General features: G+C 39.0%; 33 protein-coding genes. 23 read left to right on the top strand and 10 right to left on the bottom strand.

The genetic code is table 11. The features are described from left to right. Nucleotides 1–17 precede the first annotated feature (17 nt). The 20 genes from GM418_RS29920 (at nt 18) to tnpA (GM418_RS29825) (ending at nt 16,723) form a co-directional block, all read left to right on the top strand. Nucleotides 18–311, top strand: coding sequence for a helix-turn-helix domain-containing protein (locus GM418_RS29920; RefSeq protein ID WP_158871874.1), 294 nt, complete (start codon nt 18–20; stop codon nt 309–311). Further along, the gene (locus GM418_RS29915) at nt 311–796 is read left to right on the top strand and encodes a hypothetical protein (protein WP_158871872.1); all 486 of its coding nucleotides are present in this window, start codon (nt 311–313) and stop codon (nt 794–796) included. The genes GM418_RS29920 and GM418_RS29915 overlap by 1 nt, the downstream gene beginning before the upstream one ends. Then, nucleotides 750–1,445 carry a P-loop NTPase family protein gene (locus tag GM418_RS29910; protein WP_217447643.1) on the top strand — a complete coding sequence of 232 codons (696 nt, stop codon included), beginning with the start codon at nt 750–752 and terminating at the stop codon, nt 1,443–1,445. The genes GM418_RS29915 and GM418_RS29910 overlap by 47 nt, the downstream gene beginning before the upstream one ends. A 705-nt stretch (nt 1,446–2,150) precedes the next feature. Continuing rightward, nucleotides 2,151–2,504, top strand: a complete 354-nt coding sequence (locus tag GM418_RS29905; protein ID WP_158871870.1) for a hypothetical protein — start codon at nt 2,151–2,153, stop codon at nt 2,502–2,504. 20 nt (nt 2,505–2,524) lie between these two features. Further along, on the top strand, nt 2,525–2,839 hold the full coding sequence (locus GM418_RS29900) for a DUF4134 domain-containing protein (protein WP_246222794.1): 315 nt from the start codon (nt 2,525–2,527) through the stop codon (nt 2,837–2,839). After that, nucleotides 2,839–3,135, top strand: a complete 297-nt coding sequence (locus tag GM418_RS29895) for a DUF4133 domain-containing protein (RefSeq protein WP_158871868.1) — start codon at nt 2,839–2,841, stop codon at nt 3,133–3,135. The genes GM418_RS29900 and GM418_RS29895 overlap by 1 nt, the downstream gene beginning before the upstream one ends. After that, the gene (locus GM418_RS29890; protein ID WP_158871866.1) at nt 3,059–5,536 is read left to right on the top strand and encodes a TraG family conjugative transposon ATPase; all 2,478 of its coding nucleotides are present in this window, start codon (nt 3,059–3,061) and stop codon (nt 5,534–5,536) included. The genes GM418_RS29895 and GM418_RS29890 overlap by 77 nt, the downstream gene beginning before the upstream one ends. 35 nt (nt 5,537–5,571) lie before the next feature. Then, the gene (locus tag GM418_RS29885; protein ID WP_158871864.1) at nt 5,572–6,222 is read left to right on the top strand and encodes a hypothetical protein; all 651 of its coding nucleotides are present in this window, start codon (nt 5,572–5,574) and stop codon (nt 6,220–6,222) included. 11 nt (nt 6,223–6,233) lie between these two features. Next, nucleotides 6,234–6,971, top strand: a complete 738-nt coding sequence (locus GM418_RS29880; protein ID WP_158871862.1) for a hypothetical protein — start codon at nt 6,234–6,236, stop codon at nt 6,969–6,971. Between the two features lie 10 nt (nt 6,972–6,981). Beyond that, nucleotides 6,982–7,932 carry a TraJ family protein gene (locus GM418_RS29875; protein WP_158871860.1) on the top strand — a complete coding sequence of 317 codons (951 nt, stop codon included), beginning with the start codon at nt 6,982–6,984 and terminating at the stop codon, nt 7,930–7,932. 22 nt (nt 7,933–7,954) lie between these two features. Continuing rightward, on the top strand, nt 7,955–8,581 hold the full coding sequence (gene traK / locus GM418_RS29870; RefSeq protein ID WP_158871858.1) for a conjugative transposon protein TraK: 627 nt from the start codon (nt 7,955–7,957) through the stop codon (nt 8,579–8,581). 11 nt (nt 8,582–8,592) lie between these two features. Continuing rightward, nucleotides 8,593–8,928 carry a hypothetical protein gene (locus tag GM418_RS29865; protein WP_158871856.1) on the top strand — a complete coding sequence of 112 codons (336 nt, stop codon included), beginning with the start codon at nt 8,593–8,595 and terminating at the stop codon, nt 8,926–8,928. Further along, entirely contained in the window at nt 8,903–10,081 is a 1,179-nt protein-coding gene (gene traM / locus GM418_RS29860) for a conjugative transposon protein TraM (RefSeq protein WP_158871854.1), read from the top strand. The genes GM418_RS29865 and traM overlap by 26 nt, the downstream gene beginning before the upstream one ends. A 3-nt stretch (nt 10,082–10,084) precedes the next feature. After that, nucleotides 10,085–10,885, top strand: a complete 801-nt coding sequence (locus GM418_RS29855) for a DUF4138 domain-containing protein (protein ID WP_158871852.1) — start codon at nt 10,085–10,087, stop codon at nt 10,883–10,885. 10 nt (nt 10,886–10,895) lie between these two features. Then, the gene (locus tag GM418_RS29850; protein ID WP_158871850.1) at nt 10,896–12,842 is read left to right on the top strand and encodes a type IV secretory system conjugative DNA transfer family protein; all 1,947 of its coding nucleotides are present in this window, start codon (nt 10,896–10,898) and stop codon (nt 12,840–12,842) included. Beyond that, nucleotides 12,835–13,350, top strand: coding sequence for a PH domain-containing protein (locus tag GM418_RS29845; protein WP_158871848.1), 516 nt, complete (start codon nt 12,835–12,837; stop codon nt 13,348–13,350). The genes GM418_RS29850 and GM418_RS29845 overlap by 8 nt, the downstream gene beginning before the upstream one ends. A gap of 19 nt (nt 13,351–13,369) precedes the next feature. Beyond that, entirely contained in the window at nt 13,370–14,044 is a 675-nt protein-coding gene (locus tag GM418_RS29840; protein ID WP_158871846.1) for a DUF3945 domain-containing protein, read from the top strand. Between the two features lie 133 nt (nt 14,045–14,177). Then, nucleotides 14,178–14,651, top strand: coding sequence for a plasmid mobilization protein (locus tag GM418_RS29835; RefSeq protein ID WP_281350232.1), 474 nt, complete (start codon nt 14,178–14,180; stop codon nt 14,649–14,651). A 13-nt stretch (nt 14,652–14,664) separates the two neighbouring features. Beyond that, entirely contained in the window at nt 14,665–15,582 is a 918-nt protein-coding gene (locus GM418_RS29830) for a relaxase/mobilization nuclease domain-containing protein (protein ID WP_158871842.1), read from the top strand. 685 nt (nt 15,583–16,267) lie between these two features. Continuing rightward, nucleotides 16,268–16,723: an IS200/IS605 family transposase gene (gene tnpA, locus GM418_RS29825; protein WP_158872941.1), complete on the top strand. Its 456-nt coding sequence runs from the start codon at nt 16,268–16,270 to the stop codon at nt 16,721–16,723. A gap of 31 nt (nt 16,724–16,754) precedes the next feature. On the opposite strand, the gene GM418_RS31980 is transcribed toward tnpA (GM418_RS29825), so the two are convergent. The 10 genes from GM418_RS31980 to GM418_RS29790 all read right to left on the bottom strand — a co-directional run bounded on the left by GM418_RS31980 (nt 16,755) and on the right by GM418_RS29790 (nt 22,294). Beyond that, on the bottom strand, nt 16,755–17,030 hold the full coding sequence (locus tag GM418_RS31980) for an IS66 family transposase (protein ID WP_281350231.1): 276 nt from the start codon (nt 17,028–17,030) through the stop codon (nt 16,755–16,757). Next, nucleotides 16,969–17,727, bottom strand: coding sequence for an IS66 family transposase (tnpC, locus tag GM418_RS31785; protein ID WP_281350230.1), 759 nt, complete (start codon nt 17,725–17,727; stop codon nt 16,969–16,971). Before tnpC ends, GM418_RS31980 begins: the two co-directional genes overlap by 62 nt. Before the next feature lie 49 nt (nt 17,728–17,776). Then, nucleotides 17,777–18,058, bottom strand: a complete 282-nt coding sequence (locus GM418_RS31780; RefSeq protein ID WP_246222856.1) for a hypothetical protein — start codon at nt 18,056–18,058, stop codon at nt 17,777–17,779. A gap of 87 nt (nt 18,059–18,145) precedes the next feature. Then, nucleotides 18,146–18,343, bottom strand: coding sequence for a hypothetical protein (locus GM418_RS31775; protein ID WP_246222793.1), 198 nt, complete (start codon nt 18,341–18,343; stop codon nt 18,146–18,148). 89 nt (nt 18,344–18,432) lie between these two features. Continuing rightward, nucleotides 18,433–18,771, bottom strand: a complete 339-nt coding sequence (gene tnpB / locus GM418_RS29815; RefSeq protein WP_158871840.1) for an IS66 family insertion sequence element accessory protein TnpB — start codon at nt 18,769–18,771, stop codon at nt 18,433–18,435. A 1-nt stretch (nt 18,772) separates the two neighbouring features. Further along, nucleotides 18,773–19,123: an IS66 family insertion sequence element accessory protein TnpA gene (tnpA, locus tag GM418_RS29810; RefSeq protein ID WP_158871838.1), complete on the bottom strand. Its 351-nt coding sequence runs from the start codon at nt 19,121–19,123 to the stop codon at nt 18,773–18,775. Nucleotides 19,124–19,543: 420 nt separating this feature from the next. Then, on the bottom strand, nt 19,544–19,837 hold the full coding sequence (locus GM418_RS29805) for a hypothetical protein (protein ID WP_158871836.1): 294 nt from the start codon (nt 19,835–19,837) through the stop codon (nt 19,544–19,546). A 221-nt stretch (nt 19,838–20,058) separates the two neighbouring features. Next, nucleotides 20,059–20,502, bottom strand: coding sequence for a hemerythrin domain-containing protein (locus GM418_RS29800; RefSeq protein ID WP_158871834.1), 444 nt, complete (start codon nt 20,500–20,502; stop codon nt 20,059–20,061). Between the two features lie 104 nt (nt 20,503–20,606). Further along, a complete protein-coding gene (locus tag GM418_RS29795) occupies nt 20,607–21,563 on the bottom strand; it encodes a DUF4382 domain-containing protein (RefSeq protein WP_158871832.1) in 957 nt (318 codons plus the stop codon). Nucleotides 21,564–21,868: 305 nt separating this feature from the next. Then, nucleotides 21,869–22,294, bottom strand: coding sequence for a hypothetical protein (locus tag GM418_RS29790; RefSeq protein ID WP_158871830.1), 426 nt, complete (start codon nt 22,292–22,294; stop codon nt 21,869–21,871). A gap of 322 nt (nt 22,295–22,616) precedes the next feature. Between GM418_RS29790 and tnpA (GM418_RS29785) the strand changes: the two genes are divergently transcribed. The 3 genes from tnpA (GM418_RS29785) to GM418_RS29775 are packed head-to-tail and all read left to right on the top strand — an operon-like array spanning nt 22,617 to nt 24,785. Beyond that, nucleotides 22,617–23,063 (top strand): IS200/IS605 family transposase, encoded by a 447-nt coding sequence (gene tnpA, locus GM418_RS29785; RefSeq protein WP_158870176.1) that lies wholly within the window; start codon nt 22,617–22,619, stop codon nt 23,061–23,063. Between the two features lie 53 nt (nt 23,064–23,116). Further along, entirely contained in the window at nt 23,117–23,851 is a 735-nt protein-coding gene (locus GM418_RS29780) for an ABC transporter ATP-binding protein (protein WP_158871828.1), read from the top strand. 4 nt (nt 23,852–23,855) lie between these two features. Next, complete coding sequence (locus tag GM418_RS29775) at nt 23,856–24,785, top strand: MlaD family protein (RefSeq protein WP_158871826.1); 930 nt, start codon at nt 23,856–23,858, stop codon at nt 24,783–24,785. Nucleotides 24,786–24,795: the final 10 nt, after the last annotated feature.

Genomic DNA, 24,795 nt, shown 5'->3' with positions numbered 1-24,795 from the left:
TTTAAATACAAATTGTTATGTCAGCAGAAATTATTACCACCGAAGACCTGCGAAAATTTAAGAATGAAATCCTGCAGGAGTTTAAAAAGTTACTGGAAGAACATCAGGGACAACCTCCCAAAAAATGGCTTAAATCCTATGAGGTCCGCAAACTGTTGGGAATCTCCCAGGGGAAATTGCAAAATATGCGGGCCAGGGGCACTTTACCGTTTACCCGCATTGGTGCCGTAATTTTTTACGATTATGAAGATATCCGGAAAATGATGGAGAAAAACCAGGAAAAGAAAGATGCGATATTTGATTATGCCTGATGAACTATGTCAAACACCTGAATGGTTTTTTTGAACGTATTTCAGGAGACAGTTGTCTGAACCCTTATCATATCAGTCTTTACCTGGCTCTGTTCCGGCTTTGGAACCTGAACCGCTTTGCCGGAAAGTTCAGGATTAACCGTACGGAACTGATGGTTCTGTCAAAAATAAATTCAGTAAACACCTATGCCAAATGTATGAAAGAACTGGACAGGTGGGGCTATATCCGGTATTCTCCTTCGGCCAACCGGCATTCCGGCAGCGAAGTTAGCTGTATCAGATTTGATACCGGAAGCTATACCGGTAGTGATACCGGAAACAATACGGGAGACCATACAGGAAGTGATACGCTTTTTAAAAGAGAAAACAATACAAAGGATAAACAGGATTCCCCAGAAAAATTTGAATACGGGGAAAGAAAAAAAGATCATAAGTCTAATGGCTATAATGTCAACAACGACAAAGATTATTCAGAGCCCCTTTGAAGAAATAGCCGAATTCAAAAACGGGATGTTCCATTTCAATCTCTCAGATTGCCTGAAATGGATGGAAAAACAGGGTAAAACCCTTTTTGGCGAACATTTCCGGATTCTGCAACAGGATCATCCTGTGATTTACAAACTGTTGGTTTATGCCATTGGCGATAAAGAAAACTGCAATAGGAAAGGACTGAACTTAGAAAAAGGATTACTTGTAAATGGCCCGGTCGGCGTAGGTAAAACAAGTTTGATGAAGTTGATAAATTATTTCTGTCCTACTGAAAAACAATACCAGGTAAAGCCTGCCCGCGAACTCAGTTTTGAACTGGAAACGGAAGGCTTTAAAATCGTAAATAAATACAGCAAAGGAGCATTCCAAATGGGGAGAAACGGCACTTTCCCGGTAATTTACTGTTTTGATGATTTAGGCGTGGAACCACCCCTGAAATATTACGGCAATGAATGTAATGTTATGGCTGAAATCCTGCTCAGCCGTTATGACCTGTTTGTTTCCAAAGGGATGTTAACCCATGCAACAACCAATCTTTCTGCTTCAGAACTGGAAGAACGTTACGGAAACCGGGTCCGCAGCCGGATGAGAGAGATGTTTAACCTGGTTACTTTTGACAAAGACTCAGGGGATAAACGGATATAAAAAACAGGGATAAATCAATTTTAAGATAATCCTGTGCTCCGGCACATTTCCCTCCCTGCTCCGGTGTCTCCCTGAATCCCGCTCATCCTTCGCGGGAACGGTCGTCAGTTCGCAGTCCGGGAAAAGAGCCTTGATGCACCCCACGGCAAGAGAACCCCTTTCATTTCCTTACAGGGCTACACTTGCCTTTTCCCGCCCGCACTTCAAATAAATGAAATGGTACAAATACCATCAAAATCCAAAAAAAGAAATCCAATTTAACCGGTCTCCCCGCACTCCCGGCGCAAAACAAAACGCAAGGCCGGGCAAGTGTCCGGAATATTACATCTAGGTTAATTCCATAAAAAATAGGATTCCGGACAGCCTTGCATTTTTGCCCCGACCGGTTGATTTGCGGCTTTCTTTTTCTTTTTTTGACTGTTTTTTCTTTTTGTTTTGAAAATATTTATCCCTTTAAATAGCATCAAATAGTACCATTTTAAGTAGCTGACAATATCCGGTAAGAAGATTGGCTGCTGTTTTAATACAAATCCGTTCAACAGACCCGTATCCAAAGAATTATCAGCTAAACAATATAATATACCACCTGAGATTATATGGGGAATTTTATCGCTTCCCACAATGCACCTTTGCAACGATGATTTTGTTTGAGGCCGGTTTTTAGTCCGTGCCGGTCATCCATTTTAAAATCAACAAAACAAGAATATGTTTGGAATAGATACAATCAGTTGGCGACAGTTTTTAAGTTTTATCCTGGTTATTCTACTCATCTGGTACGGGACCGTTATTCTTTTCTGTTTTTTTAAGGGAGGAAAACAAAAGTCCAGTCCTTATGAGGACGCAAGTGATGGCGAAAATAACTCTCTGTCGAATCTCCAACCTGCAAAAGTATCTTCCGGGTCCTTTCCTTCTGAGTTAATTCCTTATCCGAATGAAAATATCCCTTTGGAGGTAATTTATTACGAAGAAACCGGGTTGGAGGAAGGTTACATCATTGATGAGTTTACTCAAAATAATAACCCGGCAATCCTGCAAAAAATCCAGTATCAACAATCATAATCCTTTTAAAATCGAAAAGAATGAAAACAAAAATGAAACAGATTTTGAAAAGAGGACAATTGCTTATTGCCCTTTTTGCTTTGGGAATTTATCACAGTCTTGCACAAAGCTCAGCCGGTATTGACCAGGCTACGGCAGAAGTCAGTTCCTATGTTGACCCGGTTTCCAACCTGATTATTGCCATAGGTGCAGTGGTCGGATTGATTGGCGGGGTGCGAGTTTATATTAAATGGCAAAGCGGCGATCAGGATACCCAGAAAGCCATCATGGGCTGGTTTGGTGCCTGCTTGTTTTTAATTCTTGTAGGTGTGGTAATCAAAGCATTTTTTGCCTGATGAAAACTTTCACGATACAGAAGATTGATACCAACCTTTATATCAAAGGGTTCTCCGGTCAAATGGTGTATAAGGCACTGTATGGGATAATCGGCACATTGCTTTTGTTTGTCTTGCTTTATATCACTGCCGGGGCCTTTACAGCCGTGCTGGTTTGTATCTCTGCTTTTTTCGGCTGGCTTTTCCGGCTGAACCAGATTCAACAAAAATACGGTCCGGATGGATGGAACAAAAAGAAAACAGCCCGGCAACTGCCCCAGTTCATTACCATCAAAAGACGCATCTGCCAGCCTTAAAGTCATGAAAGCAAAACCCATTGAAAAGTGCCTGCCTGTTCTTGGATTTCACGGGGATATCCTTGTCTCCGATAACCTGGATTTGAGTTTCGGACTTAAACTCAGGCTTCCCGAACTACTGTCATGCAGTAACGAACAACTATATTTACTGCATGACACTTTCGGGCGGGCAGTAAATTTGTTACCGGAAAACACTTTGTTGCACAAACAGGATTTTTTTTTAGCAGGGGCGTTTTCAGAAACAATTAACCAGGACAGCCTTGATAAAAGCTATTTAAAACTTTTTAAAGGCAGGTCATATCTCGAACATGAATGTTACATGTATATCAGCATGCTGAATGTGGGTTTGTTAAAAAACTACCTGAGTTCGGCCCTTTTGTTTTCAAAAAAACAAAAGATGCAGGAATCGTGGATGAATGAAAAAGCAGGGGAACTGCGTTCCAACCTGGTGTCACTGTTTACACAGAACGGGATTGTATGTGAACCGGTAACAAGAGAACAGGCTGTCGGGGACGATAAACAACCGGGATTGATTGAACGGTATCTTACCCTGAACTTCAGGGAAGGACAACCCGTGCTGGGAGGGATAGATTTCCGGGACCGGCTGCGGGTGATGGACAGGTTTGTGGAGATTTTGAGCCTGAGCGACTATACACATGTCCCGTCAGAGCTAAGACCATTGACCGGCCATCCCCGTACCGGCCTGCCGGTTTCCTTTACTTACCCGGTAACATGGCACCTTCCGTTTTCACATATCACCAACCAGTTTATTTATGTGCCCGGACAACAGGAAGTCAAAGCAACACTGGAAAGCAATTACAAAAAAATATACAGCCTTTCCCGGTTCTCATCTGAGAATAAAGTGAACGCAGGCCTGATTGAAAATTTTCTGGACACGGTACAATCTACAGGAGAAAAGATAGTAAAAACCCACTTTAATGTTGTCCTAATGGAAAGCTCTCTCAGAGAATTGAAACAATACAAAAGTGAGACCGGCTCCGCTTTTTCACAAATGAACTGTTTCCCTTACCAGCATACCTTTGATTTACCGCTGCTCTTTTTTGTCTGTGTGCCGTTTTCCACCCAACTGCCCGAAACAGAACTGTTTATTACGCAGGTGCCACAAGCCTGTTGCCTGACTAATTTTGAAGGCCCGGTAACAGACAGTACATCGGAATTTACCATCCGGCTTTCCAACCGACAGGAAGGCTGCCCTGTGAAAATTGATTTATCGGATGAGCCTATGCGTCGGAATATTATCCATAACCGCAACAAAATTATTATTGGCGGTTCCGGCTCAGGGAAATCTTTTTTTACCAATCATTTTTTAAGACAGTATGCTGAAAACGGAAACTGCCATATCGTTTTGCTGGATGTGGGGAGAAGCTATGAATTGCTTACCCGCTATTTAGATGAACAATTAAAGGATAAAGGCGGGGCAAGACTGGTAGAGTTTACGGAAGAAAATCCCATTTCCTTCAATCCTTTTGTTGCTGGCGGGGAAGCAGATATGGAACACCGGCAAACCATTCTTTCAGTGCTTTATACTATCTATAAGGAAAACCTCTCAGAAATGGAAAAGGACGTGATTGCACGGTCGGTTTCCGAGTTTTTCAAAACTGAAAACCTGGAGAGGTCCTTTAACGGGTATTACAACTTTTGCCTGGAATATATTCCGCAACTGGTGGAAGAACAATCTCTGGAGTTTAACAGCAATGAGTTCTTTTTTATCCTGGGGAAATACTACAATGGTGGGGAATACGATTACCTGCTGAACAAACCTATGCAAACCGATGAGTTTTTTACCTGTCCGTTCCTGGTATTTGAACTGGACAATATCAAGGACCACCCGGTAATTTTCCCGGTAGCCACACTGATAATCATGGACATTTTCCTGCAGAAAATGCGAAAGCTAAAAGGTGTCCGTAAGGTTATCTGTGTGGAAGAAGCCTGGAAAGCAATTGCTACGTCGCAAATGGCCGGCTATGTAAAATACTTCTTTAAAACTATCCGCAAATTTTTTGGTGAGGCTATAGTGGTTACCCAGGAGGTGGATGATGTCATTTCATCGCCCATTATCCGGGATGCAATAATCAATAACGCCGATACAAGGATTTTGCTGGACATGGGTAAGTTCAAAAACAAGTTTGGACAGATAAGCCAGGTGCTGGGACTGACGGAGTTCCAGAAGGAACAGGTCCTGTCTGTTAATAAAAACCTTCCGGCAGACAGAAAATTTAAAGAAGTATTTATCGCACTTGGGGCAAGCTCAAAAGTATTTGCCCTGGAAGTCAGCCGGCCGGAATATTACTGTTATACCAGCGAGCAGAAGGAGAAAGAGCTAATTCTTAAAAAACTACAGGGAAATAATACCCTTTTTGAAATCCTCGAATCCATGTAACAAACAAATAGTATTAACCATTAAAAACAAAAACCATGAAATTCTTTTTATTACCCATTTTACTTACTGTCTTTACCACCGGTTTTTTTGCTGAGCCAGTATACTCCCAAACACCGGTTACCGATATCGGAGCCGGAATACAGCGCGAAGCGCTCTGGACAGAGGAGAAAGGTATTCTTTCCAAAATCAATTGGTACAATGTCCTGATAGAAGCATTAAACGGGGACATTAAAGGCCTCACCGGTGAAATACTTGGCATCGACCAGAAAATGCTGACCAGCCTGGAAAAAGTATCTACCCTGATAAAAGACTACAAACGGGTGCAGGAAACCCGTGAACTGCTTGGAAAAGTAGTTAATGTTTACACTGAAAAGCTTCCCCTGTTGGTACAGGATGAAAATTTTACCAACCAACAGGCAGCAGTAATCGTGGAATCCTTTGATATCATCCTTGATGACAGCAGGCAACTGGTGACGACAATTCTTAACACCATTCTGCAGGACGACCTGTTTATGATGGATGACAAACAGCGTTATGATACCATCAACGAAATCTACACAAGTGTAAAACAACACTACGGAACTATCAGCTATCTCTATAATAAACTTCTGTACACTTCTTATGTGAAAAGCAGGGAAAGCGGAATCCTCGAAACCTTTGCGCTTTATTACAGCCTTTACCAGTAAACTATCACCATATGAAAACAAGAAAAAACAAAATAAAAACTTTCTGGATCCGGATTTTCCTGCTTGCACTGACCGTAGTTTTACTTCAGACAGACCAGTCCCATGGGCAGGTATTTGAAATAAAAAAATGGACCGGGACTTATCCTGATATGAACGGAAGTTACCCGTTGACTTTTATTGCCTTTAAAGGATTCATATTTCCGACGCCCTATGTTTTTGTACGTATCTGGCCATCCCACTACTATGTGACGGAAGCGCTTCCGGTTACAGACGAATCCGAAATCTCCGGGGAATTGAAAACTGGGCTACTCCGGATCGCCTCAAAATTGCTTGAACGTTCCCGGATGAAGGGAAGGTTTGAGAAAACCACAGGCATCAAAAACAACACGAAACTGCAAAATGAAATTGAGCAAAAGGTGTTCAGTGCAAGATTTGATGAGCTGGAAGACATTTATAAACTGGCTGAGAAGTTTGTTGAAGCATACCAAAAAACAGATCGATTTGATGAACTCTATACCGGCTTTGAAGTTAAGAAACTCCTGGAGAAAGAAACCGATGAACTTTTTATGCGTTTCCTGCTGGTTAACCTGCTGGAATCAGGCCATGGACAAAAAGTAAATTCGTTCGGGGAACTTCAAACAGAACTCAACCGTCTTCACGGTGAACTGGACTATACATTTAAAAAACTGCAGTTTTTTGAAAACTTCGGAGAAACGACATCCACCAGCTATTCCTTTTTAACCCAATAAACCTCAAGCTATGTTAGTACAGGTTATTACAACAAGGGACTTTTTTACATTTACTGATTTTCTTGTCAGTTCAGGAATAGGCCATGCCAATGTTCTTATCAACATGGCAAGGGCTATTGGCGGAATTGCCGCTTTTTTCTATATCTCGAAAAGGATTTATGAGCAACTGATCGCTGATAACCCGGTTTATATCCTTCCATTACTCAGACCGTTTGCCTTGCTTTTGGTCATTACATTCTGGGGTCCTTTTGTCAACCTTCTGATGGTTCCGACCAAAGGACTGACTAACCTTTCGGAAGCGGTTTACGCAGATAAAAAACACATTGTCAAAGAAAAACTCGATGAAAAACAACAGGCGATAATAGCAACTGATTTGCCCATTTTTTATGAAAACGAAGAAAAAGAATCGCAACTATGGGACAAAGGGATTAACCTGTTGCTGACTACCTATAATATTGTTACCGGCAGAGCCATCCAGAATCAAATCAACTTTTACATCATGGATGCCATCCGGCAACTGTTTGAAACCATTTTTGAGGTACTCGTTTACCTGATTGCTTTTTTACGGACTGTCTTTTGTATCCTGCTTGTCATATTCGGGCCACTGGTATTTGCCCTGTCTATCTTTGACGGATTTCAGGACAACTACCTGCAATGGATTGCCCGGTTTATCAACGTCAACCTGTACCTGCCCATTGCTTTGTTGATTCTTTCACTGGTACAGGAAATACTGATTTTTGTTCTGGATTCCGAAATAGCCATGATAAACGCTTTGCCCATTTACCAGCCGCAACTGTTTTATGTTTCCAACCTCGTGGTTCCCATCTGCGGTATTATTGGAATAGCGCTGGTACCCAAAATTGCTTCGTGGATAATACAGGCCTCTGGCACCAACACCGGCGGAGGAAGAATGGTAAGAACGGCTGCAGTAATGGCAGCGACCAGAGGTGCCATGAGATAACGGACTAACACAGTGCACAAACATGAAAAAACAATTTGATATTCAAAGAAAGTTCCGGTTTACTGTCTATGTTTTGCTGACGGTAAGCCTGGTGGTTATCGGGTTGAGCAGCTATATATTTACCCTTTCCGTCCGGATGGTGGAAGATTCCCGGCAAAAAATATACGTGCTGGATAACGGAAAATCCCTGCTGGTTGCACTTCGCGAGGACATTTCCGAGAACAGGGATGCAGAAGCACGGGATCATGTAAAACGGTTCCATGAGCTGTTTTTTACATTGGAACCCGACAAAGAATATATCGAAAATAATATCCGGGAAGCCCTTTACCTGGCTGACCGGTCAGCGATGGACCAGTACCGCTCATTTAAGGAAAATAATGTCTATAATCAGGTGATTGCCTCGGATATCAGCATGACAATCAGTACCGATTCCATTCACCTGGATTTTTCATCGTACCCGTATTCATTTACCTATTACGGGAAACAGAAAATTGTGCGGACATCCAACATTACACTGCGTAATCTGGAAACCACAGGCCACCTGCGAAACATCTCACGAACCGATAACAACCCCCATGGATTTTTAATGGAAAGATGGCGGATTGTGGATAACAATGACATTGAAACCATACGCAGAAAATCCTTTTAATTTTTTTACCAATGAATACAAGTCAAAATAAACAGGAGAAACAATTTCAGGACGTAAGCCGGTTTACCCGGTGGATAAACGGACTGGATGAAAAAGATACATTACTTCGTCCGCAGGCAAGAAAAAGAAAGTGGATAATCTCCCTTTCCGTTTTGTTCCTGCTGTTTGTCTTTTCTTTTATCTGGTTTCCCCCGGTAACAGTAAAACATAAAAATTTAGGTAAAAACCCGGAAGAAGTAAATACTGCTCAAAATCCAACCAAGGCAAATGCTTTGGAAATGCCGGTCGATTCATTTGAACAACAGCTAAAACAGAAAATCCATGAAGAAAATCCTGAAAAAGAATAAAGCGCTGTTTATCCTTCCGTTGGTATTGCTGCCTTTTGTAGTACTGATATTTTATATTTTGGGAGGTGGAAATCCAACCGGGACTCATAGTGAAAATAATCAAAACGAGGATAACCGGCAGGGAGCCAATTACACCATTCCACAGGCGGAAAGTTCCATTGAAATTGAAGATAAACTGGAAGCCTATGAAAGCCAGGGAGGTCAGGTTTCCACAACGGATTATCATATCCTTGAAATCCCGGATTCAATGAAAGAATCAAACGAAGTGTTGCTTTTGACAAAAGATTCGGCTGATTTTATTAGCAAAAACGAAGAGGAAGAATTGAATGTCAATGTCTCCAATAACCTTTTGGCACATATTAAACAAAAAGAACAGGAAATTAACAGGGAGTTAAATCCCCCTGTCAGGAAAACAGGGAAGTTAAATAAGACACCAGTTAACTATCCAATATCCCGTAAAAACACAAATGAAACTAAAAGAGGGAGCAATCAATCAAACGTAGTTTTACAAAAGACAGGTATTGAACAGCTCGATAAAGTATTTGAGGACAATATTGTATTATCGCGGCAGAACGATTCCCTGAAATTTACCCTTCAGCAAATACAACAGCAGCAGCGGGAGAAGGAAAGAAAACAAAATGCCCGGTTTACGCTGGAAAAGAAAAACGGTTCCGGATTTCAGAAGGAGGAGACAAAAAGCAACCTTATCACAGCTGAAATCTACGAAACTACTACGGTTTTGGATGGCAACCGAGTAAAACTCCGTTTGCTGGAAGACACCCGCATTGAGGGGGCGAAAATATCCCGGGGTACTTTTCTGTACGGGATTTGTAAAGTTAAAAATGAACGGCTGCACATTGCAGTTAGCCAAATGCCGGTAGGAGAAAATTTTCTTCCCGTAAAGCTTGTCATCCACGATTTGGATGGATTGCCCGGGCTGTATGTCCCGGATAACGTTGCCCGGAAAATAACAAAGGAGGTTGGGGGCAGTACCAATACCTCTTCTCTTTTTGGAATGACTGATAATCCGCTGACTTATGCCGGGATACGGGTAGCAGACCGCACCACACAGACCCTTTTAAAACGGGTACGCCTGAAAAAAGTAACCGTCCGGAAAAATACACTTATTTATCTCATTAATCAAAATCAGTAAGCCATGAAATTTTTATTTATTACAATGCTAATTAGTTTTCAGCTATCACTTGTTGCACAAAATTGTATCCTGGTCAATGAAGCCAAAGCCACACATATCATCTGTTCTGAAAGGGTAAGTTACCTTCAGGTAGGTGACCATTTCAAAATTATCTCTGAAGTGGTTCCTGAACATCCCAACTTAATCCGGGTAAAAGCAGCGGAACCATTTGAAGGGGAATCTTCCCTGACACTAGTGAGTGCCGGGAAAATTTATTCCCTGCTTGTATCCTACGGAGAAGCTGGACCCATTGAATATAACCTGAAATCCTTTTCCGGTGAAAAGGCCGGAACACTTACAGAAGGCCCGGTTCCTGAATATCTCCTGAAAGAGTTGTGCCGTCAGATGTTGTTTAAACAGGGCAGGCACATCCACAACCGGAAAACAAAAAAAGACGGAATCATTCTCAGGCTGAATAATATCGGGCTAAATAACGATTTGCTCTTTTTTGAAATGAGCATCACAAATACAACCAATATCAGTTACAGAATAGAAGGTTTTAACTGGTGGATAGATAACAAGCGGCAAATAAAAGCAACCAACGTTCAGGAATACCTGTTACACCCTGAATTTACCTATTACGGGATAACTACCATCCCTGCAGAAACTACTCTGCGGGAGGTATTTGTCCTTCCAAAACTGACCATTCCCGAAAAACGGATTCTCCGTATCGAAATGCTGGAAAAAGCATTGGGAAATACCGGACGAAAATTGAGCCTTGAAATCAAAGACAGGTATATCCTGAAAGCACGAAAAATTAAATAAGCACTGGGAAATGAACTACGAATCCAGAGAGTTGGAAAAGATGCATGAAGGCTTCCGGTTCTTTAGCTACTTATTGCTTTTCCTGACAATGTATATTAGCCAGCTTGATTTTTTCATCTACAAAGGAATTTATATTCCTGAATTTTCTTCGGTACTGGAAAAGCTGATGAGTCTGGATTTTCTCTCGGGTTCGGTAATTTCCAAACTGACCTGTTTGGGGTTTTTAATGATAACCTGTATCGGTACCAGGGGTAAAAAAGACAGGGATTTAAAAGTCTTCAATCTGGTTGTGCAGGTACTTGCAGGGATATTATTGTATTGGGGCAGTTTGCTTTTTAGCCATAACTTACCAGTTGTATTTCTGCTTTGTTCCTTTTTGGGTTTTGTGATGCTCAACATTAGTTTTGACAACATTTCCAAGCTCATCAATGTCAACCTGATGAAAGACCGCTTTAACCTGGAAAACGAAAGTTTCCCGCAGGAACAATCTTTTCTAAGCAATGAGTTTTCTGTGAACCTGCCTATGCTTTATCAACACCGGAGCAAAAGACACGAAGGCTGGATTAATGTTGTCAATCCGTTCAGGGGCACAATGGTTGTCGGCACACCCGGTTCAGGAAAATCCTATTCGGTGGTACTGCCTTTTATCCGGCAACACCTGGGCAAAGGATTTGCTTTATGCGTCTATGATTTTAAATATCCGGATTTATCACTGGTAACCTATAACCATTTTCTGAAAGCAAAAAAGAAAAAAGGTTTACCTGAAAACGCGGAGTTCTATGTTATTAATTTTGATGACATAAAAAAGTCTTATCGCTGTAACCCACTGGCCCCGGAACTGATGGAAAGCACCATCGATGCCTTTGAAGCTTCCCGGACAGTATTGTATAACCTGAATCGGGAATGGATACGCAAACAGGGCGAGTTTTTTTCGGAAAGCGCGGTTTCATTTTTTGTAGCAGTAATCTGGTTTTTGAAAAAATACCGTAACGGGGAGTTTTGTACGTTGCCTCATGCCATCGAACTATTGCAACTGGATTATGATGATTTATTTGAAGTTCTTTCAAGAGAAAAAGATGTAACCAATATTATCAATCCATTTTTGAATGCGCATAAGCGGGGCGCTCATGAACAACTGGAAGGGCAACTCGGAAGCTTAAAAATAGCAATCTCTAAAATTATCAGCCGGGAAATTTACTGGATATGCTCGGGAAATGATTTTTCGCTGGATATTAATAATCCAAAATATCCAAAGGTGATATGTTTGGCCAACAATCCCCTCCGTATTGAAATGTACGGGGCGGTATTGTCACTGTTTATTACCCGGATGCTGAAAGTGATTAACCGGAAGCACCAGCACAAATGCTCCTTAATTTTTGATGAACTTCCGACGATTTATTTTCGGGGGCTGGATACACTGATAGCCACGGCAAGAGCGAATCAAATATCCACCCTGCTGGGAATACAGACCATTGACCAGTTAATCCGTGATTACGGGAAAGAACAGGCCAACGCTATTTTGACCAATATTGGGAATATTTTTGCCGGGCAGAGTGTGGGTGATACAGCAAGATTTATCCAGAACCGAATGGGGAAAATCCTGCAGGAACGGCAGTCGGTAAATATTAACCGCAACACCCAGTCCACTTCGTTTTCCACGCAGATGGATTTTTTAGTGCCTGAAGGGAAAATCGCCACCCTTCCACAGGGGTACATGGTGGGACAGGTGGCTGACAACTTTGGAGAACACATCAGCCAGAAAAATTTTAACTGCCTGATAAAAGCGGATACAAAAAACCTGGAACAGGAAGAAAAACATTTTATCCCGATTCCTGACTTTTATGATTTTGACAACGTAGAAGAGACCCTTGAACGCAACCGCACGCGGATACAAAACGATATCCGCTCCATTGTGATAGAAATCCAAAACAATAAAAACAAACCTTATTATGATTGAAAATACAACTTATATCAAATGCAGGCCTTCCCAGTTGGTGAACCTGGGGCATTTTTTGATTGTACTACTCTTTATCCCTTTGGTATTTATTCCGGGTGGAACAATCAGCGAATTTTTGCCAACAGAACTTATTCTGGGCAATCTTGAAATCCACCTTATACGGTTGCCTCTTTACCTGTTTATGGCAGTCCTGTTAAAACTGGGGTACCATATTCTTAAAACCCGTTGCATCTGCTATGAAATCAATCCTGAAGAATTACAATACACTTCCGGTATTTTACACCGCAAACATGAATACATTGAACTGTTTCGTGTGAAGGATTTCCAGGTGGACCGGCCACTGATTTACCGTTTTTTCGGACTGGGGAACCTGGTTATTTACACCTCAGACAAAACTACCCCGGTATTCCGGCTGGAAGCCATCCGCAAACCGGAGGAGGTTTACACCGTGCTTCGCGGTTTGGTAGAACTGAACCGGAAGGAAAAACATGTTTACGAAATCGATTAATATTTTAAATAATAAAGTTATGGAACAGTACACACGAATGAACAAAGAAGACATCCCTTTTGACAAACTGGAAAAAGTCGGGATAAATCGTGATTTTGTAAATCACATGGAAAGTAATGAACTGAGGGATTTTTTGAACGGTTTCCGTTCGGAAAAACTCTACACCGTCAATGCAAAAATTGATAACCAAGAGTATAAGATACCAGCTAAAATACGGTTGCAGAAGCAGGATGACGGTGCTATAAATGTAAAGATTCATCCGATTCAACGGTTATTTGTCCCAGATGAATACATGGGGTACAAGTTCACTAAACAGGAAAAGTCAGCTTTACTGGGTGATAAAAACCTGGGGAAAACCATTGAACTGACTGGCAGGGATGGAAAAAAGGACAACTATTATTTAGCCATTGATTCCAAAACTAATGAACTGATACCGCTCCGGACAAAACATATTCAGGTACCTGATAAGATAAAAGGGGTAGCACTTTCTGAAGAACAAAAGCAAAAACTGGCAGCAGGCAAAAAGATTACTCTTGACGGGATGACCGGACGTAATGGTAAGAAATTTGGGGCAACACTTCAGATTGATGCTGCGAACCGGAATATCAATTTTTCCGGGTTCAAACAGGAGAAAGAAAAGGATTTAGAACAGAAACAGGAAAAATCCAAAGGCGCAAGGCAAAAGGTAAGCTAATATTTTTTATGCGCGAATAGTTTTAAGAAAGGGGAACAATTAAAAAAAGTTTCTCTTTCTTTTTTTGAAAATGAGAAGCTCAAAACTGGGTAGAAAACAACCTTTGGAGTAGGGGATTGCAAGATGTGTTTTTGTGGCCACAAAAACCTTATCATCTTGCCCGGCAGGGGCCTGTAAAACGGATAACAGGTTAATAAAACAATTCCCCTCCCCAAATAAGAATAACAGAAAACAAATCGTGAGACCCAAATTACCCGATAACGAAAAAAGGACAATCGTCGTCAAATTTCTGATGACAAAGGAAGAAAGGCTCAGACTGGATTCTTTGGTTAAAAGAGGTAAGTTTGGTTGTACAAGTGATTTTCTGAGGTATAAAATATTTAATTCATCAGTGCGAAAAATAATATCACTGGACGAGGAAGCAAATGCACAATTGAAAAAGCTGGATTATGAAATCAATAAAATTGGCGTGAACCTTAACCAGCTTTCCAAGCGCATGAATTCCTTTGCAGGCTATAATATCGGCGATAACGACCGGCAGTTGTTGAAACAAGCCTTTGAAATGATGACCCGCTGCCTGGCCTTTTTGCAAAAATATCTCCGATGAAATTTTTAAATATATGGTCATTGTTATTCATCAATCACTAAGTACGCAAAACGCTTTGTTCTACAACGAAAAGAAAGTGGAGCAGCATAAGGCTGTTTTCTTCAAAAGCGGAAATACCCCAACCATCAATCCTTTTGCCGGTACAAAATACGACCGTTTAAATATTCTGCATGAAATAGAAGAACGAAATTCGCGGGTTAAAAAGAAGGGGCTGCATATTTCTGTAAACCCAACAGTTCTTGATCTGGTTCGTATGGGAGAGCCGGGAATCCGCTCTGAGATTGATAACCTGATGGAACACCTGGGATATGGAAATCAGCCTTATTTTGTCTATAACCATGCTGATCTGGATCGGGTGCATTTTCATATTGTTTCAACCCGGATTGACCAGCAAACCGGCAAGAAGATCAGGGACAATTATGAGAAAGAGAAAGTAAAACGTTTTATCCAAAGCCTACAACAAAAATACGATTTGACAAAAGAAATAATCGATGATAAAACAGATTTAAAGTTTTCATCAAAAAGCGGTTACCTGAAACTAAGTTTGGAAGAACTATTCTACCAGTTGAACCAGATTGAATCGATCACCAACAAACAATTGTATGATAAATCCTTGAAGTTATTCAATGTCGAAGTTAGAAAAGTGAAAAGAGGACATATTGTTTGTATTGTAGATGAAAGTGGAAAAATAATACGTCACCCAATGAAACTGTCAGCCTTTGATATTAGACCGAAGTTTCATTTGGGGGCCAAAACCGTTTTGGAAATTAACTTAGCCAAACCTCCGGTTGATAAATTTCAGTTGGCGCAGTTGGCGAGGGATTTGAATAGGTTGGTGGAAAGTAGCAGGGAATTAGATTTAAATAGAAAGCAAAAAATTAAGAAAAGCAATCCAAGTTATAAACAGAAAAGGTATAGAAATCGGTTTTGAATGAGCAGTTTAATTCCCTTCTATGCTTATATGGGGCCTGGCATAAATTAATAAATTAAAGCATAGTCAACTAATAAATCTGTTTAACGTTTAAAAAGTAAGGACTTTAAAATGTTCAAAGTCATATTCAAAGGACCATTACGTTATTTAAATTGTAGTGAACAATTTAAATTAGGGGATGTATATGGTTCATCATATACAATATTAATTGAAGAAGTTAAGGAAGTTGGGAACCAGGGGTACGAATTTTTACTACGAGATGAAATTAAGATTAAATATAATTTAATCGACGAAGGAAAAATAAACAAAAATAAATACTCTGATATTTTTATCATTTAAGGTAATTATTCATTAAAACAGATACTTAAATTAATTCCAAATGATGGAATTAAAATTCATATTGACCCAGCAAATAATGTAGATGAAATTAAGGCTTTAAAAATTGACGGTTACAAATTTGAAACGATATTTCTGTCAACCTCTTCTGAAATATTTAAAAATTACTATAAAGGTAAGCCTTCGGCCTGATACACCCATTATTATTTGAAGTATTTTCAGAGACTTTGAGTTTTTACAAAGATTTTCAGAAAACATTGAGGTATTTCAACTCTTACCCAAGTAATTTAACGATTTCTAATCTCAGCGGGGTTAGTTCCCCGAAGCTCTGCTTCGAAATTAATTTTAAATTTGTTATGTAAGCGAATTTATTCATAAGAGTCATAATGTTTCAGTACTTCTTTACCATTTTGTCTGTCCAGCCAAATATCGGAGGGTTGTTTTTGACAAAGATGTTGATGAAAGTTTGAAACAAGTATGTATTGAAATCTCGAAGCGTTTTGAAATTACTTTTATAGAGATTGGTACGGATAAAGACCATGTTCATTTCTTGATTCAAAGTGTGCCAATGTTGAGTCCAACGCGAATCATTCAGACAGTAAAAAGTATCACTGCGAAACAGATTTTCAAGCTTCATCCCAAAGTCAAGAAACAACTGTGGGGAGGTGAATTCTGGACCAAAGGGTTTTATGTTAGTTCGGTTGGTGCTCATGGTGATGAAAATACAATTCAAAAATATGTACAAGCTCAAGGAAGACAAAAGGAATATCAAAAACTCCATGTTCAGCAACTTAGCTTATTTTGATACCTCGTCAGCTCTGCTGCGAGGTAGTTCATTAGTCACTATTGTATTCCGGAATCCTGGTAAGTACATCGGTTAGCCACTCCCGGGGATTTACATCATTAGCTTTACAACAACCAAAAAAAGAATACATTATTGCAGCATTTTCCGCCGCATCATGATTGCCGCAAAACATAAAGTTTTTCCGGCTGATTGACAAAGGACGTATTGCATTTTCCACCAAATTGTTATCCGGTAGATAACGACCATCAAGGTGGTACCTGGATAAACGGTTGAAAATTGAATACGTATAAGACAAAGCCCTGTTCATCCTGCCCCTGGGCAATGTTTTCGGGTAATATTTTACGATCCATTTTTTCAAAGGCACAAAGGATGGGATAAGCCAGTCTGGCACGTAGTTCTGCCCGCTGCTGATAATCCGTTTTCTGGTCCGTGGCCATGGCTTCCACACGATAAAGCATGCCGATCTGCTCCAGCGCATATTCTGCACCGGGCTTATCTTCTTTTAAGGCTTCAGTGAACTTGCGTCGTGCATGCGCCCAGCATCCGAGCAACAAAACTCCTTTCTTTTGTTCATACCCGGCATAAGCCTCGTAACCATCTGTTTGGACAGCTCCCTGGTAATTTTTAAGTAGCTCCACAACCACTTTCCTTGCCCGTGAACCTTTGTCGTAATGGAAGAACATCAGGTTTTTCATTACCGACCTAACTACCCAGAGGTACGCTTTTACTGTTCGCTGCTTTTTATTATTAATTACAGGACCAGTACTTTCATCAACCTGTATGTAATCTGTTGCAAGTACAATTTCTTTTAACCTCTCATATAAAGCACGAAGCAAATCACAGCTTCCGGCAAACCATCCGTTTACTGTTGATGCAGGTATTGAAACCCCGTTTTGTTTAAAAATAACAAGTTGCCGGTGAAAAGGTAAATGATAATAATATTTACCTGTCAGAAGTTCTGCCAGTAAACTTGCCCCGGCATTGCTTCGTGGTAAAGCAAGCAAAGGAAGTTGTCCTGTTTTTATATTTTGCTGTTTTTCTTCCTTACTTTCATTAAGCTGTTGATGCTCTTTTTTTTAAAGCATACCTGGGCCTGACAATGCGACGGACATACAATTCTCCCGGTTTGTGCTCCAGTATTTCAGTAATCTCTTCTCCGATACGGATCCAGTTTTCATCAATACCTTCAGGTTCAATTATTTCTTCTTCGCGGCGCAGTTCTTCCGGTAATGGCAGGCGAACCGGTTTCTTTTTTTTCTTCTCCGGTTTTTTTCTTTCGTAGCTAACAATTTCTTTTTCCGCCGATTCAATAGCATCTTTTTCTTCGGGAAGTATTTCCAGCCCGTCAAAGTCAATCCTGCGCTGGTTCGGGTCCTGTGGGATGTAGCGTTTACTTCCGGGCTTCCATAACTTGCGTTTATACTAGGAAAGCTGATCTGTCAGGTGTTTGATTTTATTGTCCTTTTCCTGAAGTTGGATATCTTTTTCTTTAATAACTGCCTCTGCTTTCTCAAGGGCTCCGTTATCAATTTCCCGCAGTTTGGATAACTCCTGGTACAACTCGTCCTGCGTCTGTAGGAGTACTTCGATCAGGGTGTCTGTATTTGTCTTGTTATCCACAGGAAATACCTTTGTTTACAGGCATTAAGATAATAAAATACATTGGGGAAAGAATGAAAAAGAACAGGTGTTTATCAACATTTAGAATGTTAATATTTTTCTTTCCTTTTGAGCTTTGTTTTTACATTTTGAACCAGCATGATAAGGTCGCTCCACTGATAGATAATTGAATGAGTATTTTCATTGAACGAAGGCAGATGAAAACGTCCGGATTCAAGCTTTTTATGATAGATAACCAAACCGGCATACTCCATGTGCAGGATTTTCATGATGCTTTGTTTCCGGTTTACAAAAATGAATACGTCCCCGTTTTGCACATCCTTTCCCATGGAACTTGTAACAATACCGCTCAGGGTATAAAAACTTTTGCACATATCTACCGGAAACGGGTACAGGTAATAATTTAATGACTGGTGTAAATGAAACATTTTAATCGTTAAGGTTTATCAGAGTCCGGAGACGGGCAAGGTCGATATCGTTTTTTATACGCAGTTTTATTCCGTTGGTATAAACCAGCTCCAGAAGAAAGTCATCGTTTGTTGCTTCCGGGGTACATGTTCGTAAAGAACCGTTTGGATAACCTGGCTTTACCGGGGGTGTGGAGTTTTTTACCACAAGCGGAATGAAGTTTTTTATCTGGCCCTTTCCCGCCAGTTTCTTACGCCAGTAATAAAAAGTCGATTCCTTGATTCCTTCATTTGAACAGAAGTCTTTTACACTTAAATCCGATTTCTGCTGCCTATGGTAAATCTCTAAAAATCTCGGTTCTGTAAGATTCATTTTTTACTTCCCAAAATAGAACCTTTAAGATTTACTTACAATATGGGGGTGGCCGATGGCTTACATTCAATGAGTAAATTTGATATTTATAAAACAGTAACTAACCTAATTGTACAACGGCTGGAATTGGGGGTAGTACCATAATAATTATGCTGATATCAGCATAATGTCCATTACACTGGCCATTGTAAATGGTTAAATCGTCACGAAAGGTTTTCTAATCTGGATTTTGTAAGTAAGGAATACTCGCAAAGGAGGAACTTGTGGCTGAAATAGGTGCAGTTTACCTTTGGGAGATCTGTGGTATAAAAAATGTAATCATTAATAACAGCACAGCATATATTAATGGATAGTTGAAATCCCAAACCGGTTTACAAAAAGAAGAAAAGCAAAACAGCTTCTCTTTCAATGACATTCTGATTATACAATTAATGCATATTTACTGTTTGTCACTTCAAATTTTGTAACAAAGTTGGCATAAACACCTTTGTAATATTCGATATTATTGGCATTCTCTGAAAATTGATAAATGGTATCTATAATCCTATTGTCGTGCAAATTCTTAATTGGGATTATCGTATAATTTTTCCTACTTGGAAAGTTTGTTTTAAGGTAATTAAGCGAATATTTATTTAGCGCATTGTTTGCAAGATCATCGCAATTATAATTCTGAATATTATTTTCAGTATCAGAATAGGAACTGGAAAAATTCAAGTTTGGGTTGTTTTCTGAAACTGTCTTGGTATTTAAAATTGAATTACAACCCATTAGCATTAATAACATTAGTATATATCCTTTTTTCACTGTACTGTTATTTATTGTTTTAGATTAATTTATGACTATCTGCTTCAAATTTGTTTTCAGATTGCTAAGAATTACAATAACAACTATTCAATATAACTAATTGTTTCTGTGATGAAATTCCTTATTTTCTGTTATTTTGTTTCCATTACAATTGATAATCTTTCGTCTTTCAGCTCCTGAAACTTTTTTCCAAGCTTGTTCAATTGGCTTTCTGATAAATGTTCTTCTGCTTCGGGAAAAAGATCTTCCTCCTCTTCATCCAAATGATGTTCAAGGATCTCAATCAATACTTTAAATTTTACCATCCACCTTGGATGGTCTTTTGGGAAATCTGCCAAATCAAGCAACAGTATGTTTAATACAAAATGTTCTTCCTGCGATTCGAGTGATTCCGCCTTTACTCCTTTCTTATTGTTCAACAAATTTAAAAGAAGGTCTTCTTCAAGTTCGTGATGAACATCAAGATGCTTTTTTAAAAGAATGTATTTTGTTTTATCCTTCTTTATTTTTTTAACTAATTCTCGCATTTCGTCATGGTGTCTTGTAAGGGCTTTTATTATTGAGATATTTCTCATTTAATTAAGTTTTTATATTTATTTATATACTATATCAGTCTGAAATGGCATTGTTTATCTAGCTTATAATCTTCCCCGGAATATTCCGGGGAAGATTAATGAAATTATATTGACAAATTGATTGAAATATTTAATTGAACAGTTGTGTTCGAGCTAACTGTGATATTACTAAGAAGTAAATTTTCAATTGAACTAACAGCATTTGCCATGGCAGAAAAATCTAAACTGCCTTCGCTTTCTGAACGGGTATACGATGCAATATGAAGTTCGTAATCACCTTCTTCTAGGAATGAAAGCTTATAAAAACCGTCTCCTCTAATTTTTGAACTTGTTACAGCATTGGCAAAAAGTAAATTTCCGCTTCCTTGTCCCTGACTTTCAGTGATTTCATTATATTCTCCTTTTTTATAAGCGTAAATAATGTATTCTTCGTCATCAGACAAGGCATTATTTGTAACAGTACCTTCAATTTCACCGGTTTCGTTTTCGCTAACAACTCTAATTCCTGAATGTAATTCAGAATCCGTTACAAAAGAGTATTCCGTTTCTTCTCCTTCAGTGTTTCTTTTAATGGTTTTCCGTAAATCGAAATCAAATACAAGTATCGCGCTTTCAGCCGATTGAACTTCAAAGTTTTTGCTGAAAGTTAATTCTGAATTTGAAGAAGATGATGCGGCAAGATCATGTTTTTGGTTGTCGTCTGTTAATACGTAACATCCAGGCGAATTCCCCGAAGCATCTGATTCGTAGTCCAGTTCCAAAGTAATATTATTGTAACTGCTTGCTTCTACTTCATCAGAAAAAATCAGTTTTGTTTCACCATCCTGATAGGCAGAAATGTCGATGGTTTGTTTCTCAAAGCCTTCAACTGAATTTCCATCTATTTTTACATCAGAAACGGTAACAAAAGTTCCCTGAATATTGGCATCATCAGAAGGTGCATCAGTAACTTTTACACCTAATTGTCCTGTTGCAGTTGTTGAGTCATCATCTTCAGTACAACCGACAAACATAATTGTTGCTATGGCAATAGCCATAAAAGAAAAAAATTTAGTTTTCATAATCATTGTTTTAAAGTTTTTAATTTTTGTAATTTCTACTTATTAAAAAGATTCTCTTAATTTCTGTTTTTTGATTTTCTTCGGGAAATACTTCGTTCAGAGTCTTTCCACTTTTTATTCCGAAATCCAATGTTCGTATTGGAAATGGTATTGTAATATTGTTTTCGTCGTAAGCCGATTTTATATTTTAATTCCATCGCTCATTGCTTTAATGAGAAAATACAAGTCAATGGGCTTTGATTCTTTTAAACAATCTATTTTAATAAAAAGAGCAGGACTTAAACATGGTTTGATTTAAACAATCTTTATTTATCGTCTTTCAAATTATGTTTTAAATTATTGAAATCTTCTTTGATCTCTTCTCCAAGTTCTTCAAGATCTTCACCTGTTTTCTCTGTCCATGCAGAAACTTTATTTCCTAGTTCTTTGGCTTCCTTACGAATCTTGTCCATTGATTCGTTTAGTTTTTCCCCGGCATTTTCTGCGCCTTCTTCCATTTCTTCACCAATTTCTTCCATCTTCTCATCAAATTCGACGAGTTCCTTTTCAAGTTTGTCGTAAAACTCGGGATCGTCTTCCGAAAGATCTTCAATATCTTTTTTAAATTTCTCAAATTCTACTTCTGCTTTCTCTAGTGCAGTTTCGGTTTTCGATTTTTGTTGACAAGAGTAAAAAATGCCGCTACCGATTATAGAGAAGATGGCAATTGCTAATGTTAATTTCATTTTCATAGTACATCTATTTTAAGATTAAACGTTTTATGTTTCCGGTAAATGCTCTTGAGAAAATCTTGCCATTAGTCTTCAATTAAATTTGCCCGTTGTTTATCTGCCAGAAAAACAATGTATTAGGTTGTCTTCCGATTGATAAATGCCACAAAACAAATTATTTCGACCAAGTATAATGTGTGGATTTAACTACTCATTATGTAGAATTTATGACTGTGGGTTTAATGTTAATTTGATCTGATAAATTCCTTACAACAATAATTTCTAATCTCAGCGGGGTTAGTTCCCCGAAGCTCTGCTTCGAAATTAATTTTAAATTTGTTATGTGAGCGAATTTATTCATAAGAGTCATAATGTTTCAGTACTTCTTTACCATTTTGTCTGTCCAGCCAAATATCGGAGGGTTGTTTTTGACAAAGATGTTGATGAAAGTTTGAAACAAGTATGTATTGAAATCTCGAAGCGTTTTGAAATTACTTTTATAGAGATTGGTACGGATAAAGACCATGTTCATTTCTTGATTCAAAGTGTGCCAATGTTGAGTCCAACGCGAATCATTCAGACAGTAAAAAGTATCACTGCGAAACAGATTTTCAAGCTTCATCCCAAAGTCAAGAAACAACTGTGGGGAGGTGAATTCTGGACCAAAGGGTTTTATGTTAGTTCGGTTGGTGCTCATGGTGATGAAAATACAATTCAAAAATATGTACAAGCTCAAGGAAGACAAAAGGAATATCAAAAACTCCATGTTCAGCAACTTAGCTTATTTTGATACCTCGTCAGCTCTGCTGCGAGGTAGTTCATTTTAATTTTCGAGCTTTGATTATGGAAAACGAAAATGTAATAGAAATTCGAAATTTGAAGAAAGCTTTTGGTAAAAACGAAATACTCAAAGGAATAAACCTTAACTTGAAAAAAGGAGAGAACATTGCTATTTTAGGCCAGTCGGGAACAGGAAAATCAGTACTTACAAAATGTATTGTAGGCTTGATTTACGCAGATTCGGGAGAAATAAATGTATTTGGCAAAAACGTTTACTCGTTGACTACTGGTGAGTTGGAAGAAATTAGAAAAAAAATTGGCTATCTTTTTCAGGGAGGGGCACTGTATGATTCAATGACTGTAAAGCAGAATCTTGAATTTCCGGTTAGGAGAACTCAATTGGCAAAAAATAAAAAAGAAGTAAAAGAGTTGGTTGAGGAAGCGCTCGAAAATGTTGGATTGCTTCCTGCCATAAATAAAATGCCATCGGAATTATCCGGAGGTATGAAAAAAAGAGTTGGCCTTGCCCGGACATTGATCCTTAAACCCGACATTATTCTATATGACGAACCGACCACCGGACTCGATCCTGTAACATCAGGTGAGATAAGTGAATTAATTCTGGAAGTACAGGAAAAATATAATACTTCTTCGATTATTATCACGCACGACATGAAATGTGCAGAAATGACATCGAACCGTTTAAAACTGATGATTGATGGAGTGTTTTATGCAAAAGGAACTTTTGAAGAATTGAGTAATAGTAATGATAAGGTAATCAGCGCTTATTTTAAATAAAATCATGAAAGACAAGAAAAATCGTTCGTTAAAGCTCGGAATTATGGTAACAGTAGGGTTAATCCTGTTTCTATGGGCTGTATATTATTTAGGAAGTCAACAAAAGCTATTTACTTCTTCGGTTGCTGTTAAGAGTTACTTTAATAACGTTTCAGGGCTTGTAGAAGGTAATAAAGTAAGGTATTCTGGAATTACTGTAGGGACTGTTTCAGAAATAAAAATTGTTTCCGACTCTACTATCCTTGTTGAAATGTCAATCGATCAAAAAACAAAAGAATTTATTCGGAGAGACTCAAAAGTTGAAATTAATAGTGACGGTCTAATGGGAAGCAAAATCGTTAATATCTTACCGGGAACTGCCGCTGCCGGAAGTGTTTCAGACGAGGACTTTTTGCAGACTGTTAACCCGCTGGATTTACAGAATATTTTGGTGGAAGCAAAAAAGGTAATTGATGACGGACGAAAAATTACCGGCAACCTGATTGAAATAACCAACAAAATTAACAACGGCGATGGTGATATTGCGGTATTGCTAAATGATAATTCGATAACCACCCGCCTGAATGAAATTGGTAACCAAATGGCTTCCACATCAGTAATGGTAAACAGCATTGTTGCAAAAATCGATAATGGGGAAGGAGACCTTGGGCGTTTAATCAACGATACAACATTAACGGCTGAAATGGGGCAGGTGATGGAACGGTTCAATACGGTTAGCATGCGAACTGACTCAATTTCGCAAGAAATACACGCTTTCAGCAAAGAACTTAATACCGGTAATGGGGTAATTTCGAGACTTGTGTACGATAAAGAAATGGCCGAACATGTAGATACTGTAATTGTTAAAGCCAATGCAGGAATTGAAGAAGTTATGGAGGTTGCAGAAACAATCGAAAGAAGCTGGATATTTAACCTTTTCTCAAAGAAAAAATAGGATTCGTTTT

Origin of the sequence: Maribellus comscasis, assembly GCF_009762775.1 — a bacterium.
Lineage (GTDB): Bacteria > Bacteroidota > Bacteroidia > Bacteroidales > Prolixibacteraceae > Draconibacterium > Draconibacterium comscasis.
The sequence above is the reverse complement of the archived record's forward strand: the minus strand, read 5'-3'. Positions and strand labels throughout refer to the sequence as shown.

What these genes read in the sequence shown, in the direction of transcription:
- GM418_RS29890 (WP_158871866.1), top strand. Translation starts at nt 3,059, where the DNA reads ATGGATGGAACAAAAAGAAAACAGCCCGGCAACTGCCCCAGTTCATTA.
- tnpA (WP_158871838.1), bottom strand. Translation starts at nt 19,123, where the DNA reads ATGAATCTTACAGAACCGAGATTTTTAGAGATTTACCATAGGCAGCAG.
- GM418_RS29855 (WP_158871852.1), top strand. Translation starts at nt 10,085, where the DNA reads ATGAAATTTTTATTTATTACAATGCTAATTAGTTTTCAGCTATCACTT.
- GM418_RS29920 (WP_158871874.1), top strand. Translation starts at nt 18, where the DNA reads ATGTCAGCAGAAATTATTACCACCGAAGACCTGCGAAAATTTAAGAAT.
- GM418_RS29895 (WP_158871868.1), top strand. Translation starts at nt 2,839, where the DNA reads ATGAAAACTTTCACGATACAGAAGATTGATACCAACCTTTATATCAAA.
- GM418_RS29905 (WP_158871870.1), top strand. Translation starts at nt 2,151, where the DNA reads ATGTTTGGAATAGATACAATCAGTTGGCGACAGTTTTTAAGTTTTATC.
- GM418_RS29830 (WP_158871842.1), top strand. Translation starts at nt 14,665, where the DNA reads ATGGTCATTGTTATTCATCAATCACTAAGTACGCAAAACGCTTTGTTC.
- GM418_RS29875 (WP_158871860.1), top strand. Translation starts at nt 6,982, where the DNA reads ATGTTAGTACAGGTTATTACAACAAGGGACTTTTTTACATTTACTGAT.
- GM418_RS29910 (WP_217447643.1), top strand. Translation starts at nt 750, where the DNA reads ATGGCTATAATGTCAACAACGACAAAGATTATTCAGAGCCCCTTTGAA.
- GM418_RS29845 (WP_158871848.1), top strand. Translation starts at nt 12,835, where the DNA reads ATGATTGAAAATACAACTTATATCAAATGCAGGCCTTCCCAGTTGGTG.
- GM418_RS29850 (WP_158871850.1), top strand. Translation starts at nt 10,896, where the DNA reads ATGAACTACGAATCCAGAGAGTTGGAAAAGATGCATGAAGGCTTCCGG.
- GM418_RS29800 (WP_158871834.1), bottom strand. Translation starts at nt 20,502, where the DNA reads ATGAGAAATATCTCAATAATAAAAGCCCTTACAAGACACCATGACGAA.
- traK (WP_158871858.1), top strand. Translation starts at nt 7,955, where the DNA reads ATGAAAAAACAATTTGATATTCAAAGAAAGTTCCGGTTTACTGTCTAT.
- GM418_RS29865 (WP_158871856.1), top strand. Translation starts at nt 8,593, where the DNA reads ATGAATACAAGTCAAAATAAACAGGAGAAACAATTTCAGGACGTAAGC.
- GM418_RS29900 (WP_246222794.1), top strand. Translation starts at nt 2,525, where the DNA reads ATGAAAACAAAAATGAAACAGATTTTGAAAAGAGGACAATTGCTTATT.
- GM418_RS29915 (WP_158871872.1), top strand. Translation starts at nt 311, where the DNA reads ATGAACTATGTCAAACACCTGAATGGTTTTTTTGAACGTATTTCAGGA.
- traM (WP_158871854.1), top strand. Translation starts at nt 8,903, where the DNA reads ATGAAGAAAATCCTGAAAAAGAATAAAGCGCTGTTTATCCTTCCGTTG.
- GM418_RS31980 (WP_281350231.1), bottom strand. Translation starts at nt 17,030, where the DNA reads ATGAACAGGGCTTTGTCTTATACGTATTCAATTTTCAACCGTTTATCC.
- GM418_RS29885 (WP_158871864.1), top strand. Translation starts at nt 5,572, where the DNA reads ATGAAATTCTTTTTATTACCCATTTTACTTACTGTCTTTACCACCGGT.
- GM418_RS29780 (WP_158871828.1), top strand. Translation starts at nt 23,117, where the DNA reads ATGGAAAACGAAAATGTAATAGAAATTCGAAATTTGAAGAAAGCTTTT.
- GM418_RS29840 (WP_158871846.1), top strand. Translation starts at nt 13,370, where the DNA reads ATGGAACAGTACACACGAATGAACAAAGAAGACATCCCTTTTGACAAA.
- GM418_RS29795 (WP_158871832.1), bottom strand. Translation starts at nt 21,563, where the DNA reads ATGAAAACTAAATTTTTTTCTTTTATGGCTATTGCCATAGCAACAATT.
- GM418_RS29790 (WP_158871830.1), bottom strand. Translation starts at nt 22,294, where the DNA reads ATGAAAATGAAATTAACATTAGCAATTGCCATCTTCTCTATAATCGGT.
- GM418_RS29880 (WP_158871862.1), top strand. Translation starts at nt 6,234, where the DNA reads ATGAAAACAAGAAAAAACAAAATAAAAACTTTCTGGATCCGGATTTTC.
- GM418_RS29775 (WP_158871826.1), top strand. Translation starts at nt 23,856, where the DNA reads ATGAAAGACAAGAAAAATCGTTCGTTAAAGCTCGGAATTATGGTAACA.
- tnpB (WP_158871840.1), bottom strand. Translation starts at nt 18,771, where the DNA reads ATGTTTCATTTACACCAGTCATTAAATTATTACCTGTACCCGTTTCCG.